General features: G+C 57.3%; 18 protein-coding genes. 7 read left to right on the top strand and 11 right to left on the bottom strand.

What is annotated here, in order from left to right; genetic code table 11:
• Positions 1–24: 24 nt before the first annotated feature.
• Entirely contained in the window at positions 25–2,277 is a 2,253-nt protein-coding gene (locus HMPREF0577_RS02790; RefSeq protein ID WP_004012139.1) for a DUF6541 family protein, read from the bottom strand.
• A gap of 297 nt (positions 2,278–2,574) precedes the next feature.
• Between HMPREF0577_RS02790 and wecC the strand changes: the two genes are divergently transcribed.
• The gene (wecC, locus tag HMPREF0577_RS02785) at positions 2,575–3,810 is read left to right on the top strand and encodes a UDP-N-acetyl-D-mannosamine dehydrogenase (RefSeq protein WP_004012138.1); all 1,236 of its coding nucleotides are present in this window, start codon (positions 2,575–2,577) and stop codon (positions 3,808–3,810) included.
• Here the strand turns inward: wecC and HMPREF0577_RS11965 are convergent.
• From HMPREF0577_RS11965 to HMPREF0577_RS02775, 3 genes are all read right to left on the bottom strand, one after another.
• Positions 3,807–3,935: a hypothetical protein gene (locus HMPREF0577_RS11965; RefSeq protein ID WP_004012137.1), complete on the bottom strand. Its 129-nt coding sequence runs from the start codon at positions 3,933–3,935 to the stop codon at positions 3,807–3,809. The two genes, wecC and HMPREF0577_RS11965, sit on opposite strands and share 4 nt — an antisense overlap.
• A gap of 8 nt (positions 3,936–3,943) precedes the next feature.
• Complete coding sequence (locus HMPREF0577_RS02780; protein ID WP_248613649.1) at positions 3,944–5,203, bottom strand: heparan-alpha-glucosaminide N-acetyltransferase domain-containing protein; 1,260 nt, start codon at positions 5,201–5,203, stop codon at positions 3,944–3,946.
• A 73-nt stretch (positions 5,204–5,276) separates the two neighbouring features.
• Positions 5,277–6,455: a hypothetical protein gene (locus HMPREF0577_RS02775; protein WP_248613647.1), complete on the bottom strand. Its 1,179-nt coding sequence runs from the start codon at positions 6,453–6,455 to the stop codon at positions 5,277–5,279.
• A 70-nt stretch (positions 6,456–6,525) separates the two neighbouring features.
• Between HMPREF0577_RS02775 and HMPREF0577_RS02770 the strand changes: the two genes are divergently transcribed.
• Positions 6,526–6,780: a hypothetical protein gene (locus tag HMPREF0577_RS02770; protein ID WP_248613645.1), complete on the top strand. Its 255-nt coding sequence runs from the start codon at positions 6,526–6,528 to the stop codon at positions 6,778–6,780.
• A 46-nt stretch (positions 6,781–6,826) separates the two neighbouring features.
• On the opposite strand, the gene wecB is transcribed toward HMPREF0577_RS02770, so the two are convergent.
• A complete protein-coding gene (gene wecB, locus HMPREF0577_RS02765; RefSeq protein ID WP_004012133.1) occupies positions 6,827–7,984 on the bottom strand; it encodes a non-hydrolyzing UDP-N-acetylglucosamine 2-epimerase in 1,158 nt (385 codons plus the stop codon).
• 55 nt (positions 7,985–8,039) lie between these two features.
• On the opposite strand from wecB, the gene HMPREF0577_RS02760 reads away from it, so the two are divergent.
• The 5 genes from HMPREF0577_RS02760 to HMPREF0577_RS02740 all read left to right on the top strand — a co-directional run bounded on the left by HMPREF0577_RS02760 (position 8,040) and on the right by HMPREF0577_RS02740 (position 13,291).
• Complete coding sequence (locus HMPREF0577_RS02760) at positions 8,040–9,173, top strand: glycosyltransferase family protein (RefSeq protein ID WP_004012132.1); 1,134 nt, start codon at positions 8,040–8,042, stop codon at positions 9,171–9,173.
• Between the two features lie 22 nt (positions 9,174–9,195).
• Positions 9,196–10,227, top strand: coding sequence for a glycosyltransferase family protein (locus tag HMPREF0577_RS02755; RefSeq protein ID WP_004012131.1), 1,032 nt, complete (start codon positions 9,196–9,198; stop codon positions 10,225–10,227).
• A gap of 150 nt (positions 10,228–10,377) precedes the next feature.
• Entirely contained in the window at positions 10,378–11,019 is a 642-nt protein-coding gene (locus tag HMPREF0577_RS02750) for an acyltransferase (protein WP_004012130.1), read from the top strand.
• A 71-nt stretch (positions 11,020–11,090) separates the two neighbouring features.
• Complete coding sequence (locus tag HMPREF0577_RS02745) at positions 11,091–12,191, top strand: DegT/DnrJ/EryC1/StrS family aminotransferase (RefSeq protein ID WP_004012129.1); 1,101 nt, start codon at positions 11,091–11,093, stop codon at positions 12,189–12,191.
• Between the two features lie 101 nt (positions 12,192–12,292).
• Entirely contained in the window at positions 12,293–13,291 is a 999-nt protein-coding gene (locus tag HMPREF0577_RS02740; protein ID WP_004012128.1) for a Gfo/Idh/MocA family protein, read from the top strand.
• 6 nt (positions 13,292–13,297) lie between these two features.
• Here the strand turns inward: HMPREF0577_RS02740 and HMPREF0577_RS02735 are convergent, their stop codons facing one another.
• The 6 genes from HMPREF0577_RS02735 to HMPREF0577_RS02715 all read right to left on the bottom strand — a co-directional run bounded on the left by HMPREF0577_RS02735 (position 13,298) and on the right by HMPREF0577_RS02715 (position 17,896).
• Complete coding sequence (locus tag HMPREF0577_RS02735) at positions 13,298–13,849, bottom strand: hypothetical protein (protein ID WP_004012127.1); 552 nt, start codon at positions 13,847–13,849, stop codon at positions 13,298–13,300.
• Positions 13,850–13,858: 9 nt separating this feature from the next.
• Positions 13,859–14,452 carry a hypothetical protein gene (locus tag HMPREF0577_RS02730; protein WP_231282872.1) on the bottom strand — a complete coding sequence of 198 codons (594 nt, stop codon included), beginning with the start codon at positions 14,450–14,452 and terminating at the stop codon, positions 13,859–13,861.
• Between the two features lie 3 nt (positions 14,453–14,455).
• Complete coding sequence (locus HMPREF0577_RS12045; protein WP_112664868.1) at positions 14,456–14,632, bottom strand: trypsin-like serine protease; 177 nt, start codon at positions 14,630–14,632, stop codon at positions 14,456–14,458.
• Between the two features lie 6 nt (positions 14,633–14,638).
• A complete protein-coding gene (locus HMPREF0577_RS02725) occupies positions 14,639–15,067 on the bottom strand; it encodes a chymotrypsin family serine protease (protein ID WP_004012125.1) in 429 nt (142 codons plus the stop codon).
• Between the two features lie 289 nt (positions 15,068–15,356).
• Positions 15,357–16,481, bottom strand: a complete 1,125-nt coding sequence (locus HMPREF0577_RS02720; RefSeq protein ID WP_004012124.1) for a glycosyltransferase — start codon at positions 16,479–16,481, stop codon at positions 15,357–15,359.
• On the bottom strand, positions 16,478–17,896 hold the full coding sequence (locus HMPREF0577_RS02715) for a lipopolysaccharide biosynthesis protein (protein ID WP_004012123.1): 1,419 nt from the start codon (positions 17,894–17,896) through the stop codon (positions 16,478–16,480). Before HMPREF0577_RS02715 ends, HMPREF0577_RS02720 begins: the two co-directional genes overlap by 4 nt.
• Between the last annotated feature and the right edge of the window lie 25 nt (positions 17,897–17,921).

Raw genomic sequence — 17,921 nt, 5'->3', positions numbered from 1 at the left:
TTAAAACGTCTTCAGCTCGTGCTATTAAACGCCTGAATATCGCCCCGAACAAGTCTGCAAGTCCACTCGATAGAGCCGTTGGCCTGAAAATTCGCTGCCGTTAATGCTGCCGCTAGGATGTTCCGCCACCTTGGTCAGTATCGAATCGGGCAGCCGAAATGTTACGTCGTTTTCGTGCCACAACCACCGGTAGGCGCCAAACCGCGATCCCGCCGCGCTGCGGTCAGTATCCACGTAGTAATGTGTCACCCCCAGCTGTTTTAGGTACCTACAGCTCACGGCGCTGAGGGTGCCGTCATTCAAGTCACGCATCACCCGCAAAGCGTCTCCGCGCGGCCAAGACAGACTGGGGAACACGACCCGTTTTCCCTCCAGTATCCACCAGTAGGCTGTCCCCTCCTGAGGTGCCCCCCAAATCACGGCCTGGGGCGGCAAATGCGGGGCTTGATGCCTTATAAAATCCTGTTCCGCCGCAGTTAACATGGTTCCACGCACTATTTCCTGGGGATCATAAGAACGGGCTATCACGGCTTGGCGCCCCCACAAAGTGGCTCCGGAACTGGCCACCAGCAGCACTCCCACCAAAGCTAACTGCAAGGATTTCATGGATACGTCCAGGTTACGAGTCAGGCAAAACGCCTCGAGACTCTGCAAGCACCTCATGAACCCGTAAGCAGCCAGAGGAAGACTGTACATTAATACCAACGATGCCAAACGGGAAGCCTGGAGATACCACGGAGCCGCCAAGAAGTACCCCGGCCACACGGGGCCGGCCGCTAAAAGATAAAACACCCAAGAGATTAGGAAACCCCATACCAGCCATCCCAAGCGCCGCGCCCGCCACAGAGACACACTGGCTCCCAGAGCCGCCACAGTGGTTATTATCCCGGTGATACCGAAATCCGGGCGTGCCCAGCCGGAAGGCCAGTCGGCAAACATCCACAAAGCATTGGCGACCAGGTTGTTGCGGTGATTAGCAAACTTAGTCATACCAATCAGCCGAGGCAGCAACACCACCGCAAACATCCCGAACGCCAACATCGCGAAACCGCCACCCACCAGGATTTTCGTACGGCGAGCGCGCCGCCACTTCACGAGAAGCCACCCAAGCCACGCCGCAAAGGGAATCCCCAACAGCAGTAAAAGGTTAAACATGGCACTGGGGTGGGTGCAGGCCAGACCACAGACCGCCACAAAAAACCCTAGACCGAGCCAGGCGAAGAGCTGTGAGGAATAGAGAGCTTGGGATAACACCTGGTGCCAGCGGTGCCAAGTGGACTTAAGATACTCGATACTCGGAGGGATATGCCCGATGGCGCGAGAATCGCGGGAATCGCGAGAATCGCGGGAATCGCGAGAATCGCGAGAACTGGCGTCAGCACGCGAAGAATCGCATAGGCTTGCCCCACCCGATTTGCCACCGCACGAAGCGCCCGCCCCAAGACCGAGGCCGGGCTGGGGTCGCAGCCGATAAATCATCAACCCCAGGATTATCACCCCGGGGGTAGCCACCAGAGACAAGTTATAGGGCGGGGTTGCATAGTTCGCTACCGCCAGGGTAGGAAAGTTTATTCCCACCGCCGCGCCCAGCATCGCAAGACCACTCATGAAATAGGAATCCGGAGTCGACCCACGCAAAGAAACCACCGTCAGCAGCGTAAACACCCCTATCATCAGTGGCCACAGCCCCAAAAAAACCAAAGTAATCGCGGTATAAACCGTCACCGGCGATCCAGGCAGCAAAGAGACAATATTGTGAAAAATATTGGGATAATAGACTTCCTCCCCGTTGTACAGCGGCGCAAAAGCCACCCACGGCGAAGCCGAGGCGCGTTCGCGGGTATAGCGAATCGCCGAAAGATGAAAAACCACATCCCAGGTTTGCGCCACGCGTCCCCCCGCGCGGGTTGCCACCAAATACGGCAAGCCACTAATGAAAACACAGAGCCACCCGGCCAGCCACCAGCCGCGAGTCAGTCGAGTCTGGGGCACCTGGGGCCATCGCGCCTTCGCCCCTGGCCGCAAGGTCAGTAAACGCCCCAATACGAAAGGCAGCAACACCAGCCCCATCAGTGGCGACACCAGCCATACCCGCCACGGCAAGTGCAAACCAATCGCAATCCAGGTCACCGCCGCCCACACCCCCAGGCTCAAAGCTGGGGCGGTAACCAGACGCAAGGCACCTTGGATTCCCAAACCCCACGCCACCATCCAGCCGGGAATAATCAAAGCCACTACGGCGGCTCCTAGGGCAGCTGTCAGGCCGGCGATAAGCAATACTGTTCCCAAGGCTTGAACCCTTCGTGTCGCATCCGTAGTGTTTTTACGTATTGAGTGAATTTAACGTATTTAGAGCGGTTGTAGCGCTTTTAGTGTCTTTCCAGGAAAATGATACAGAACTGCGGGTGCGAAACCAAGGAACGCCCCGCCAAGGCACAAGCTGCCCCGCCGCCCACACCAGAACTTCCCCCCATCTGGGCGGAAACGCTATGATTTATCTCAGAAGCTTACGGAAAGTTCGCGGCATAAATCGCAGAATATTCCACAGTCAATCCCCAAAGGAAGGAATACGTAATGAACACGAAGACCGTGGCTGTTATCGGCCTGGGATACATTGGCCTCCCCACGGCGGTGGCGTTGGCCGGAGCAGGGCACCGCATCCTCGGAGTGGACACCAATCCCAGCCACGTCCAGGCCGTAAACGCCGGTCAAGTGCCCTTCTTGGAACCAGGCTTAGGCGAGGCCTTGCAAAAAGTCCACGCGGCGGGGCTGATTACCGCCTCGGAACAAGCCGCCCCGGCTGATGTCTATATTGTCTCGGTTCCCACACCATTCCAGGGCGACCACCACGCGGATTTGTCTTTCGTGATGGCCGCCGCCGACGAGATTTCCCCCTACGTGTCCAAGGGCGCGCTGGTGATTTTGGAATCGACTTCCCCCCCGGGCACCACCGAAGCCATGAGTGAACGCATCGAGCACAACCGCCCCGACCTGGCCGGGAGTCTCTTGTTCGCGCACTGTCCCGAACGGGTGCTGCCGGGCAAGATTATGGTGGAAATGTTCACTAATGACCGGATTGTCGGCGGCCTCACTCCGGAAGCAGCCCAGGCCGCCCAGGAACTTTACGCCAGTTTCTGTCGCGGCCAGATTCGCTTGACGGACGCGAAAACCGCTGAGTTGTCGAAGCTGGCGGAAAATTCTTTCCGGGATGTGAACATTGCTTTTGCCAATGAGTTGGCCAAAATTTGTGACTATTTGGGCATTGATGTGTGGGAGTTGATAGATCTTGCTAATCTGCATCCGCGAGTGAATATTCTGCGTCCCGGTCCCGGAGTGGGCGGGCACTGCATCGCGGTCGACCCGTGGTTCATTGTGGATGTGGCGCCTAGCCTGGCACGTCTGATTCACACGGCTCGCGAGGTAAATGATTCGCGTCCTGACGATGTGGTTGCCCAGGCACAGACTCTGATTCATGAGGTGCGCGCCGAAAATGCGGGTCAGCCCACAAAAATCGCAGTCTTGGGTTTGGCGTTCAAACCGGATGTTGACGATCTGCGTTCCTCCCCTGCGATTACGGTAGCGGATAAACTGGCCGGTTTGGACAAAGTAGAGTTGCTGGTTTGCGAGCCAAATACCGCCACTTTACCCCCGATTTTGACCGGGCGTTCCAATATTCGGAAGGTCGAGCTAGCTGAAGGGTTGCAAGACGCGGATTTGGTGGTGGGTTTGGTGGCACACCGCCAGTTCCGAGCGCTTTCCCGCGATTCCCTCACAGTTCCGGTTTTGGACGCGTGCGGGATTTGGCGCTAGCTCACGTTGGTTGCGGGGAAAGCGGCTTCACGAGGTGCCGCCCGCTTTTCCCGGCGTTTTTTGAATACCCCGGCTTTTTCGCCAGGTTCTCGAGGTGCCACCTCGAAGGGCGAAGGTTCTTTCAACAGGCACGCTAGGCATGAATATAAATCTTGCGCCAGTGTAACAGCAGCGCTAATGCCCACCACGCCACCATATTCAAGAAAATAAACCGATAGGGAGCCCCGAGCGTATCACCCAGTTTAGCGGCGATACGCCAGGCCAGTCCCGGTTCGGGGCCCAGACGGTTCAACACATCTATCGCCAGGTGTGACCCGAAGTAGACCAGCAGCGAATTCCGACCTAAAGCCGTAAAAGGCCAGGCTATCCGCTCGCGAATTCGCGAATTTCCGGAGCGCAGCGGGACATCGAAGCACAAAAACGCCACCGCGAAAATCAATACCCCAACCGCCCCGGCTATCAAGGAAAATGATGGAGTCCACAAGCGTTTGAAAGCCGGCACCCAAATGTTCAATATCAGCCCGAACACACTCATCGCTGCGGCTAAAGCCAAGAGTTTCACCGGCCCAGTTTTCCATCCCAGACGCCTCGAAGACAAGGCCAGGTGTCCGGCGGTGGTGCCGGCTGCGGCCGTGAGTAAAGCCCCGGTAATCGCTACGAGGCCTTCGGGGTCGTGGCCTAAAAAGCCCCCATAGTACATATGCGCTCCCAACAGCGCCCGATCCCACATCCCGGAGGGGTTACAGCTTGGCGAAAGCACTCCGGAAGGGCAAGTCCCCGCCCACCACGTCAACAGCCCGGTCTGTAGCACTGCCACCCCGGCGGTAATTCCCGCCCAGGCCATCCAATTGCGAGCGAACAGGTGACAAGTCGCGATTATCGTCACAATCACCGCATACACCTGGAGTGGCCCGGTGAAACGGAAGGTGGCTGGATCCCATTGCCCGCTGGAAACCCCGTTGTACAGCAGGCCGACCACAACCAACACCACGATACGACGCAGGGTGACTTTGAAGGACACCCGGTTGTGATAGGCGAAGGCCAAGCCGATACCTGACAGGGTCACGAACAGCGGAAATATCATATCATAATAGCGAATCCCTATCCAAGGCGCGTGAATCAGCCAGTCGGGACGCGGCAGCAGCCACGCCGCCGAGGTCACCGACATAATCAGGAACCAGCCACGCCCCACGTCCAGCGAGGTGATACGCCCGGGCTTCGCCGGTTTCGTTTCGGCTTGGTTTGTCTCGCCAGTGTTAGGCTCGGTCTGTCGGGTTGTTGCCGCCTCGGATTGGGTCGCCGCGCTGGGGTTTCCCGTTTCACGAGGTGCCATCCCGGAAACTTCGCTTGAATCGGAAATGGCACCTCGTGAAACCGAAGTATCAAACCTCACCCCCACGTAACCCGCAGGAGCCGCGTGATGCGGACCTCCCGGAAGATTTCGATGCTGCCAGAAATTCACAAATTCACCCCTGTTTCAAAACGGTTTCAGGAGCCAAACTGACACCCCGAGCAGTCAAGGTATGCAAGAAAAACTGTTGACGTGCGAATAAAACATCGGAATGAGCCAACTGATATTCCCCCGGAATCCACGGATCAGGGAAAGCCAGCCACCCGTAAAACTGCTGGTAGGCACCAAGACGCTTGGCTGGAAACAACACGGAATGCTTTGATATGCCCTCGCGAAACTCGGTGTCTATCCAACTGAACTGAGGGTATTTGCGGGGCTTATCCCCAGGTTGAATTTCAACCCCTTGGAATTCGTCATGCCACCCCTGCCACGACGAACCGTTATGTTGCAAACCCATATAGTCCTCGTATTCGTCTATCGATAGAACCCGCTTTTCATTCGCTCTCGGATCAAAGGGGTTCACCACAATCCACGCCCCGTTTTTAGCTTTATCAGCCAGTTTAATTCCCGCATTCGTCACCGCCAAGTGGTCGTGATGCTTGTACAGCAAAGCCGCCTCGGAGCTATGTTTCGGGTCGACCTCGGGGTCGTTGTAATACCCGGCCGCAGTAACAGCCACCAGCGGTAAATCGGGCAGTTTCGAACCGCGCCACGCCAGGATTTTTTCTACCCCAGCCACGACTTTCTCGCTGGTCAAGGTGCCGTCGCCCAGGTTCAAAGCAATACGACCGCTATTTTTGCCCAACCAGGTGTCGACGGGTCGGCCGTCAACATTAACCGTTTCATGAGTCGCTTCGAGATCCAAAGCCAGGCTGGGATACCGGGCAGCGACCCGGTTCCAAAACTGGTTCCAGGAATGAATCCGGTTTCCCCCACATTCCGGGGTGTGCGCCACTGCCTGGGGCGCAAGTGGGGGATATTCCCCCAAGTCGCCTTGCAAACCAGGGGGACCTGCAACTCGACAGTTGCCGGTGGCCTCGCCAGAGGTGGCGGTAACTATCAGCATATAAGTGGAATTATCAGTGGATAGCGCAGTCAAACCTTGCAGTTCATCGTCAGGATGCGGGGTCAGAAACAGGTGCATTTGGCGCGGCGCTTCGCTATGCGTCACGTGGACAACCCCGATACACAATATCGCCACCACCAGCACACAAAGCACCGCTACCAGGATTTCTTTCCTTGTCATAATCTGGTTCGCACGTGGCTTCATGGGAAGTTGTGTCGCTGTTTTCACACCGATAGATTCTAGCGCGTTTTTAGAACCACCACGCGCTGCGGCAAGTCACAGTTTTGTATGCCGCCGGGTGGTGCACGCCGGACCGGGTCGCGAAAATCGCTACCTAGAGCGCATAATCGAGGCGGTAGCGGCTTTGCCCGAGCGTTACATCTTGGACATGTATTTGACCCCCAATAATGCTGGGTATATCTGCCGACAAAAACGCGAGGGTGCCGGAGTGGCACGCACCCCGGTAGCGCGGCCGCGTTTTTCGATTCTGGCTCCTTTCCAGGCACCGTGCCCCTTGAATCCCGACCTGAATCGGCTCTATTACCGGGTGTGACACCTGGGCTCACTGCCCGCAGCGTGATAGGGAAGCTGGGGCTGCACTACAGCACCGAAAAATCAGGGAGACGTTTACCCACCCCGAAAAGCTCCTCCAAAGCAGCTACCACCCGCGCCGCTGCCCGGCCGTCCCCGTAAGGATTAACCGCGTGAGCCATTTCCGCTCGTGCCGGGGCGGAAGTCACCAAGTGTTCCAGCTGCTCGTGCACCGAGTCAAAAGCGACACCTACCAGTCGCGCGGTACCGGCGGCAATCGCCTCGGGGCGCTCCGTAGTGTCGCGCATCACCAATACCGGCTTGCCCAAGGCGGGAGCTTCCTCTTGAATCCCGCCAGAATCCGTGAGCACCACGTCACACCCCTGCAACAAACCCGCAAAAGGCGCATAGGGCTGGGGATCGCCAATAATCACGTTTTCCACCCCGCCTAAAACTTCGGTTAGGGTGGCTCGCACCTGCGGGTTAGCGTGGGCTGGCAGCAAGAACGTGACTTCGGGGTGCGCCTGGGCGCAATCGCGAATCGCCAGCGCCATCTGGTGCATGGGTTCCCCCCAGGATTCCCGGCGATGCACCGTAACCAAGACTTTTAGCCCGGGATTCGACAAGCCCCTCATGAACCCGGCATCCAACCCCTCCCCCGCGTGACCAGAAGCAATCACGTGATGCAGAGCATCAATTACCGTATTACCGGTGACCGCAATCGCGCCCGGGTCAACGTTCTCACGCAATAGGTTATCCCGCGCCCCCGCAGTGGGAGCCAAATGCAGGGAAGTGACCGCGCCAGCCAGACGGCGATTGCCTTCCTCCGGGAACGGCAGCGCCAGGTTCCCCGAACGCAAACCGGCCTCCAGATGCGCCACCTTTATCCCCCGGTTGAAAGCCGCCAGTGCCGCCGCCATCACCGTGGTCGTATCCCCCTGCACCAGCACCGCATCGGGTCGGATTTGCTCAAGTTTTTCGTCCAGATCTGCCAAAACTCGCGCCGCCAAAACATTCAAAGACTGTCCCGGGCGCATCACCGACAGGCTTTCATCGGGGGTAATACCGAAAACCTGATTGACCGAGGCGACCATCTCGGGATGTTGCCCGGTGGTCAGTGTCGTGACCCGCAACTTCGAGTCACGCAAAGCCAGGATAACGGGGGCAACTTTAATGGCTTCGGGGCGGGTGCCGTAAACCACAAGGATGTGGGGTTTTTCGCTCATGTATCCAGTCTAGCGCGATTAGCCGCATTAGACTGTAGGGGTGGAAAAGTTGAAAATGCTGTTGGTGTCGTATTCGCGCTTGGTGTCTGATGCGCGAATTTTGAAGCAAATCAACCTGTTCAAAGACGATTACGAACTGACCACCTGCGGATACGGCCCGGCTCCAACGGGAGCAGCGGCGCACTACCAAATTCCCGACGAGGCAGCCTATTGGCGACGCAACCGGGTAGAGACGATTTTGCGGCTTTATACCCGGGCGTACTGGTCTTCCCCAGCCTCGGCGTGGTGCCGCGCTAACCTGCCACGGGGGACTTTCGAGGTGTGCTTCGCCGATGACATTGACACGATTGGGCTGGCCTTGTGGCTGCGACCCCGCTGCGGGGTTCACGCTGATTTGCATGAATATTCCCCCCGCGAAAAGGAAGACGTGTGGCGGTGGCGGGTGTTTGTGAAACCATACATGGAATGGCAGGTGCGCCACTTTGTAACCCGCGCCGACTCGGTCACTTCCACGGCCACCAAGTTTTGCGAAGAATACCGGCACAACTTCGGGGTGGACGCGAAGTTGGTGGTCAACGCTTCGCCCTATGCGGATTTGAATCCCACTCCCCTGCCGGAGCCGGGTCAGCCGCTGCGCCTGGTTCACGCCGGGGCGGGTCGCGAGGACCGCTACCTGGAAACCATGATTGACGCGGTGGCGGCGCTGCCAGGTCGCTACACCTTGGATATGTATTTGACAGCTAATAACGCGGCTTACGTCGCGCAACTAGGTGAATACGCGGCGCGGACGCCGAATGTGCGGGTGCTGCCCGGGGTACCTTACCACGAGCTGATTCCCACCTTAAATCGCTATGACCTGGGGATTCACAATCTCCCGCCGGTGAATTTTAATAACCGCTACGCGCTGCCGAACAAGTTCTTTGACTTTGTCCAGGCTCGTCTAGGCATGGTGGTTGGCCCTAGCCCCGAGATGGTTTCACGCCTGGATAAGTACCGCCTGGGGCGGGTAGCCACCGATTTCACCGCCGGGGCGCTGCGGGTGGCACTAGAGCAAACCACCCGCGAGGAGGTCTGGCAGTGGAAACAAAACGCCGCCGCTTGCGCCCGCGAGCTGTCCAGCGAAACCGTCGTGGGCACCTGGCGCGATGCCGTGGCGGCGATTGTCGCCACAGACCCGTCTGCACCCTGAGCTGTCCACGGTAAAATGAGCGATGTCAATCCTAAAGAAAAGGGCGGGGCGGATGGCGGAAAACCTGCGGGTACTGCACTTCAATGACTGTGCTAATGTAGGGCTTTTTTTGGTGCGGGCGGCGGCGCGGGCCGGTTACCACTGGGATTACCTGCCGCCGGACAAGGTGCGTCCCGCGCATACCCCCCAGGGAATCGGCCGGGTGCGTTGGTTACCGTACTTCATGAGGCGCTGGCACCTCATGAACCGTAACACAATCGTGCACGTCCACTACGCAACCTCGGTGCCGCTAATCCACCAGCGTCCCCTACCCAAACGCCCGTATTTCCTGCACCTGCACGGCAGCGATATTCGCCGCCGCTGGAAGGAACCCCAGTGGCACGACCTGGTGCAACACGCCATCGACGGGGCGCAAAAGGTGTATTACACCAATTTGGACACGGTTGAGGAAGCTACCGCAGCCCGGGCGGATGCCCAGTACATGCCCGCCTTTGTCGAACCGGAACTGTTACCCGCCTGGCGCGGAGGCCAACCCGGGAGGGACATCAGGCAACGCCGGGTGGTCTTCGTTTCGCGGTGGGACGAGGACAAAGGCGTTGCCCGCCAGCTACAACTGGTCGCCCGGCTGCGCCAAGCCTTCCCGGCTCTGTCTCTAGAAGGCTTGGATTGGGGCCCGGGGGCACCGGAAGCCGCCCGGCTGGGGGTCAAGCTGCATCCCAAGATGCCCCACTCCAAATTCCTGGACTGGCTGGCCGGGGCGGATTTGGCCATCGGTCAGGCCAACCGTATCCTCGCCATCTCCGAGTTCGAAGCCATGTATATCGGCTTGCCGCTGGCCGCGTTGGGCTCGCGCCTGCCCCGCCTGGATGACCACTCCACGCCCCCCGCCCTGGAAGGCACCCTGGAAGATGTGGTGGAAGCCATCGCGGCGGCGCTGGAAAACCCCCAGGAAACCGCCACTGACCTGGGCGGACGCCAGTGGGTGGTGGCGCATCACCTCGCGGATGCCTATATTCCCGGATTGTTGGCGGACTACCGGCGCGCCACCCTTTGATGACACAAATCGGGGATTTTTTGGGGGTGAGGCTCAAATATACAGAGCCTCACCCCCATTTTCTCCCCGATTTCTGCCGGTGGAACCCCGATATAGAATAATTCTTAAGTCTGCCACGCGCCGGATTTGGTGCCAGACGGAAAGGAACGCATGTCACGCATAATTGAAACCGCGCAGGTCGCACCGAATGCCACCATTGGTCAAGCTTGTTCTATCTGGGATTATGCCCAAATCCGCGAAGGCGCCACCCTGGGTGATAACTGCATCATCGGACGCGGAGCGTATATTGATGCGGGTGTGACCTTGGGGGACAACTGCAAGGTACAAAACTATGCACTGGTCTATGAGCCGGCACAGCTCGCCGATGGGGTGTTCATTGGTCCGGCCGCCGTGTTGACCAATGACCACTGGCCGCGAGCTATAAACCCCGATGGGACGCTGAAAACGGCCTCGGATTGGGAGGCCGTGGGAGTCACCGTAGGTCGCGGCGCGGCGATTGGGGCGCGCGCGGTGTGCGTTGCGCCAGTCGCCATCGGTGCCTGGGCCACGGTAGCAGCCGGGGCGGTGGTCACCACGGATGTGCCCGAGTATGCGCTGATGGTGGGGGTTCCCGCCCGGCGGATTGGGTGGGTTGGTCGCGCCGGGGTGCGTTTGATTCCATGTCCCACGCATGAGGAGTTAGCCGAAAATCCAGAGCAAGCCCCTCATGAACCCGTCACCCACTGGGAGTGCCCCGCCACCGGGGAAACCTACACGCAACACGGTGAAACCCTGGTCTTAGACCCCCAGTGAGAGTAGCGTTAACCGTGGCAAACTTGACCGGGCGACCGGCCGACAAAAACCCAAATTGCAAGGAGAAGTAAATGAGTAAGGACTTTATTCCCGCCGCGAAGCCAATTATCGGTGCGGAGGAACGGACGGCGGTGGACGGCGTGCTGCAATCCGGGATGCTGGCGCAGGGCAGCGAAGTCGCAGCCTTTGAAACCGAATTCGCGGACGTGCTTGCCGCCGGGCGTGAAACCGTGGCGGTAAATTCGGGAACTTCCGCACTGTTGTGCGGACTGTTGGCGGCCGGCATCGGAGCAGGCGACGAAGTTATTGTGCCCTCCTTTACTTTTGCGGCTACCGCGAACTCGGTGGCGCTGACCGGAGCGACCCCCGTGTTTGCCGATATAGAGCCCAAGTATTTCTGTCTGGATCCGCAAGCTGTGGCGGCGGCGGTCACCGAGCGTACCAAGGCGATTTTGCCAGTACATCTTTACGGTCACCCCGCCAATATGACCGCCTTGGGCGAGATTGCGCGGGAAAACGGCCTGACGATTTTCGAGGATGCGGCTCAGGCTCACGGGGCGACTTGGAGTGGACAGCCGGTGGGGACTTTCGGGGTTTTCGGGGCGTTTTCGCTTTATCCCACCAAGAACATGACTTCCGGTGAAGGGGGGATGATTACTTGCGAAACCTCGGAGTTGGCGCGCAAATGCCGCCTGTATCGCAACCAGGGTATGGAAAAGCAATACGAAAACGAGGTTGTGGGATACAACTTGCGGATGACGAATATTCACGCCGCGATTGGGCGCGAACAGTTAAAAAAGGTTGCGGGCTGGACTAAGCAGCGCCGTGAAAACGCCGCGTTCCTGTCAGCGAATCTGCGGGGAGTGAAAGTGCCCGCGATTGCCCCGGAGGCCACCCATGTGTTCCACCAGTACACGATTCGCGTGGCGGACGACCGCGACGGGTTTGTCAAGGCTTTGCGCGAGGAATACCAGATAGGTTCGGGGGTGTACTACCCGATTCCCAACCACCGGCTGCCGTCCTTGGCGCGTTTCGCGCCGGGTCTGGATTTGCCCGCCACCGAGGCTGCCGCCCGCGAGGTCGTTTCGCTGCCGGTGCATCCTTCGTTGGACTCGGAAGACTTGGAGCGGATTGTTACGGCGGTGAATGCTTTGGCGGGGGCGGGTGCGTAGTTTCGCTTCTTTGCCGGTTCATGAGGTGATAGCCCGGGTTTGCGGCTAGCACCTCATGAACCGTAAAAAACGTAACGCAACCACGGAAAGTTAGGAAAGTTATGGAAGAAATCAAAGTCGGAGTCATCGGAATCGGTTCTATGGGTCGCCACCACGTGCGCAATGTGCGGGAAACCCCGGGCGAGACCCTGGTGGCGGTGGCTGACCCGGGCGGCGACAAATTCGGGGTCGCCGGGGATTTGGAAGTCCTGCCGGATGTGGAAGCCTTGATTGCGGCGGGAATCGAGGCTGCGATTGTGGCGGTGCCCACTGCCTTTCACCGTGAAGTGGCACTGCAGTTGGCTGCGGCGGGGGTGCATACTTTGATTGAAAAACCTCTGGCTCCCAGCGTGGCCGAAGGGCGCGAGATTGTGGCGGCATTCGAGGCAGCCGGGGTGGTCGGAGCGTGTGGCTACGTGGAGCGTTGCAACCCGGCTTTAATGGAACTATCGCGGCGAGTGAAAGCCGGGGAGCTGGGCGAGATTTTTCAGATTGCGACCCGGCGGCAAGGACCTTTCCCGGTGCGGATTGCCGACGTGGGGGTGATTCAAGACCTGGCGACTCATGACGTGGACTTGACGGCTTGGCTGGCGGGCGCGCCGTATCGCAGTATCGCGGCGCGGGCGGCACGGAAATCCGGGCGCGACCAGGAAGACCTGGTGTTGGCAACCGGGGTGTTGGAAAACGGGGTGATTGTGAATCACGTGGTGAACTGGTTTAGTCCGTTTAAGGAACGTGTCACCACAGTTACGGGCGAACGCGGCGCACTGGTGGCGGATACGATGAACTCTACCTTGACCTTCTTTGAGAATGGAACCAAGGAAGTCGAATGGGATCAGGTTGCTAATGTCCGGGGCGTATCGGTGGGCGAGGTGCGCCAATACGCCCTGGATCAGCGTGAACCCTTGCGGGTGGAGCACGAGAATTTCTTGGCGGCGATAGCCGGGGATACCAGTCGTATTGTCAGCCTAGGTGATGCTCTGGGCACCCTGCGGGTGCTGGATGGCATAGTGGAGTCCTGTCGCACTGGTGAAACCATCACTCTAAATCAGGTGGGTTGAATAATTTTAGTTGGATAAGGAATTTTCAAAAATTATCACATATCTATCGTATTTCTCTCCAGTAAAGCATGGAGAGTCGGTGAATTCCTGGGGAATCTTTTCTTTCGAACCATGCAGTCCAATCAGCGATATATTTCCTATATAGTTCCCATTGTCATATTTAAATTTTTCGCCCAATCTCACAAAGTCGTTTTTGCTGATTTGAATTTTTTCACTGGACACCTGGTAATCCGACAATAGAACCGCAGGAACTTGCTCGTGTTTCGCATTAAAGCAGAGCTGCCCCTCCCGAACAACGAATTCTCCCGTCCCTCCCATAGCTCGTTCCAAGTGTACAGCTTTATCAGCATTTTCCCTTGGTATTTGCCAGTATTTGAACTTATCAGTCTTCGCAAGCTTCACCCATTCGGTTTCAGGCTCGAAAAGCGTCGCGTGCGGCACCGGTTGTTTACTGACCTCATCAGAGCCGGAATCTGGAGCCTTCGGGCTGCCGCAAGCGGCTACGCCAAGCGAAACCGCAAGACACAGGACAGTAGCAAGCACAGCCTTCCTACCCATCACATCTCCTTAATCACTTGAAGAATCGTAAAAAATGTCTATGCTACCACCTGTAAATTTCTTTCCTTCAAAACACGGGGAGTTAATAAATTCCTTTGGAAATTTCTCTTCCGGGCTGTACATCCCAATCTCAGATACATTTCCTTTATTAACCCCATTGTCGAATTCAAATTTTTCACCAATTTGCACGAATTCATCTTTACCTATTTGAATTTTAGACCCTGAAACCTTATACGTTGAGGATAGCACAGCAGGAACCATGTGGATACCTTCTTTAAAGCAAAGCTGCCCTCCCACTACCTGTAACTCACCTATCCCATTCAGCAAAAGTTCGTTATAAATCGCATACTTAGTATTCTCCTCAGGTATTTGCCAGTATTTGAACTTATCAGTCTTCGCAAGCTTCACCCATTCTGTTTCAGGCTCGAAAAGCGTCGCAAATCGCTTTTGTGGTGAGGAATTACTTGCGGTAGGTTCATTTGTAACTGTAGGAGGGGAATTAGGCGTTGTTTGCTTAGCAGAAATCACCCTTGAGCAACCAGCTACGCTAAAACTAGCTACCAATAATAGGTAAAATAACATAGTTAACGTCTTTTTATACATGGATTACTCCATTTTTAGCTTGAAACCTGACACCGATTCAGCTTTGGTGATTTTAGTGAAAACTGAACTCGCTTGTCCATCAACATATATTTGGCCTTTGTGTATACCGGCGGCACCACCACTGGAGAACCATGGTCCACCAGAATCGCCCCTCTGCGTAACATGGTCATTTACGTACACGAGATTTCAATCAAACTTTCTTTCAGCGTCACGGTAGCAAACATCTCCTTGCACAATTGCATATTGCCTACCGGATAATTCACCTTTAACTGCAAGCCACTGTCCATAGGAGGGTTCTTCGATACGCCAGGTAACAGGGGTTAACCCCCCAGTTTTTTCACTCCAAAATTTACCTTCAGTTACAGCTTCTCCGCTCGGCACAACCACACCCACATCACCGTTGTATTCTTTATATGTAAATATCTTGTCTAAGAATATTCCGGAACCCCATTTCCCGTACACTGTTGCACCGTGTTTTAAGCAATGTCCCGCAGTAAATAGCGCATGTGGATAGTACTCATTCTCTGTTGCAAAGGCCGTGGTGCATGTCCCAATTCCCTTATATCCTGCATCATACGAGATTTTCCCCCCGCCGTAGAGGGCTTCGTCGTGCATTGTGGTGTCGGGGGAAAGAGCGTATTTTAAGCCTTCTTGCCCATCATGTCCTCCTCGACAAATTTAGAAAGTAATCAATTCCGCGCCAACACCAAGGACGTTAAATCCCACACTTGGAAGGCTTGAATCTTTTTTAGCAGTCATATACGGCAGAAGTCAATACCTAAATCCTAAATGTTAGCACAAATATTTAGCCTGGTCAGTGGGTTTCAGCCAGGCGATACCCCGGTCTAACCTGGGACTTTATGAAAATCGAGAATTGTAGGAATCTTGGAAGTGGTGCCTATGTCTATTGCACCAGGAAGGAAGCGGCGGCGAAGCGCCACGGGCCTTCCGCCGCGAACCAGCCCTCGCGGTGCGCGGGCATGAGTGCCCCAAAAGACAGGAAACGGCGGCGCGCCTGGGCGCGTTGGCGCAACACGTCCACGGGAATCGTGGGATTCAAGATAGCCGCTAACAAAGCCGTGTCCGCCCGGCTAAACACCCGCTCGCAACCCGGGGCGAAATCCAGCAATTCCCGGGTAATCGCAGCCAAAGCCTGGCGTTGTTCGACATCCCACCAGTCACGCTCCCGATTCAACACCACCCCGAACACGTGAATCCGCAAGGTCTTCGCGGCCACCGCCCGGCGAACCGCCACCGGCCAGGCTTTCGCCCAGGCACGTCCCAACAAGTCCGTGACATGGCCCAGCTCCTCGGCAATCGGACGAGACTGCAAGGTGACCCGTGCCGGGCCGTCCTCGCCAACCACATAGCCCAATCCTCGACGCTGCACCACCACCCGAGAAGACGCATACAGCCGCATCGAAAACGCGATATCCTCACCCACCGCCAAACCCGGAGTCATTTCCAACCCCAGTTCCCGCAACCGAGAAACTCGCATCAACCCCAAGGGAGCGCTGCGATAATAGAGCCGATCGCGGCGAAAATCCGCTAAACCACGCAACCACGGTCGTACTGGCGGAGTGTGCACCGGCCGCCGCGCGTCACGTCCCCCGCGTTGCAACCGGGTAATCACCATATCCGCGTGATATCGCTTGGCTAAAGCCACCCAGACATCCACCGCCCCGGGATCCAAAAAATCATCGGAGCCCATAATCGCCGCAAACCGGGTCTGTACCCGGCTTAGACCGTAGTTGAAAGGCCCGGCGGGGGAATGCAAACCGTCGCGCAACTCGAGGATTTCCACGCGGGGATGCGTCGAAAGCCTCCCCGCCCCGGCTCCCCTGCCACTGCCCGAGACATCTTTATCCAAAACCGCCGCCAATTGCGCCGCCTCCAGGTTATGCGCCACCACCAGGACTTTTGCCGCCCGGCTTTGCAACACGGAAGTCACCGCTCGCCGCAGGGGACGCTTAGGGTCGTGACACGCGATTACCACGGTGGCGCTGGGTGGGGCGGGTTTCGGGTTCATGAGGTGCCTCCCTCGATTTCAGGCTTAGTTTCAACCGTGTCCGCCCCGTTTTCCTGATTAGTGTCCGGGGCGGCATCCGGCGTTTCGCCCGCCCCCCGGGATGGCACCTCATGATCGTAAGCCCGCGCGGCCATATCGGCCAAAACCAACAATATCCCCAACATTAGCGCCATCATCAAACTCAACACCTGCAGGGTCTCGAGGAACTCCAGCGGCGAAAAAAACAACCACGCCAAGGGGATAACCGTGAACACGATAGCGTGAATCAGCACCCACTGTTGGCGTGAAGTCACCACGAACACATTGGAAATCGGGGACGTCACCAGATTCATCGCCAGCCATGGCACCAGGGCACGGGTAATCAGCCCGGCCTCGACCCACTGCGAACCAAAAACCAGGGGAATCAACCACGGCGCCAACAACCACAGCAAGCCAAACGGCAACACGGCAAACAGTATTGCGCGTTTCATTACGGCGCGCACCAGACCCGTCAGCTCCCCGCGTTGCACCCGGCTCATGCGCTCCAGAAACACCTGGGCGATAGCCCCATTCAACAAGGCAATCGGGGCTTGCAACACACGCCACGCCAAATTGAACTGTCCCAACGAACCCAGGGCAATCACCCCTATCAGCATCTGGATGCCATTGTTACGCACCGCATCCACCAAGGCATTGGGCAGATTCAACAGGGGCATCTTGCGATGCCGCCGGGCGGCTTCACGCAGGGTGGGGGCATCCGCGCCGGGACGGCGGCGCAACTCGCCACTTTGCCGACCCAGATTAAACAAAGCCCACAGCAAGCCGACAAAGTTACCACAAAGCAAACCCAGGAAAGACCGCATTCCCCCCAGGCCGAAGCCCAGTTGCCCCCCGCTGGTACCCACGGATTGAGTGAAACGATTCCAGGCAATCACCCGGTAAAGCCGGCGGCGGTTAAACCAGTACTGCCAAATCGCGATTTGCGCCGAGCAAAACACAGACAAGCCCACCAAAGGCAGCCAGGTCGCCAAGGTTTCACTGCCCCAGATTTCCGCCACCACATCGTGATACCCCCAGGCCAGCAGAGCCGCCGTGAGCGAAACCACAATATTGGCGCGGGTGGCGAGGCGCGCCAACTGCCTGGCTTCATCATCAGATTCCGGCAGGACAATCGCCAGGTCGTAGCGCAGGGTCGCTAGCACGGCAAAAATCCCCGCAATCGAGGAAAACAGGGCGAACTCCCCGAAGGCTTCAGGTGTAAACAACCTGGCGGTTACCACCGAAACCGCGATAGCGATGGCCTGGCCGGCGGCGGTGCCGGTAGCCAGAATCCCAATATTACTCAGCACGGGATGCGCCGAGGCGAAGCGCCGCCACCGGGTAAAACGCTTCCCCGAGTTGGGGTCTTGCCCCCCGGCAGTAGTATTCGTGGCCATAGTGTGATTTTAGTTGGTAATTTGT

Source organism: Mobiluncus mulieris ATCC 35243, assembly GCF_000160615.1.
Classification (GTDB): domain Bacteria; phylum Actinomycetota; class Actinomycetes; order Actinomycetales; family Actinomycetaceae; genus Mobiluncus; species Mobiluncus mulieris.
The sequence above is the reverse complement of the archived record's forward strand: the minus strand, read 5'-3'. Positions and strand labels throughout refer to the sequence as shown.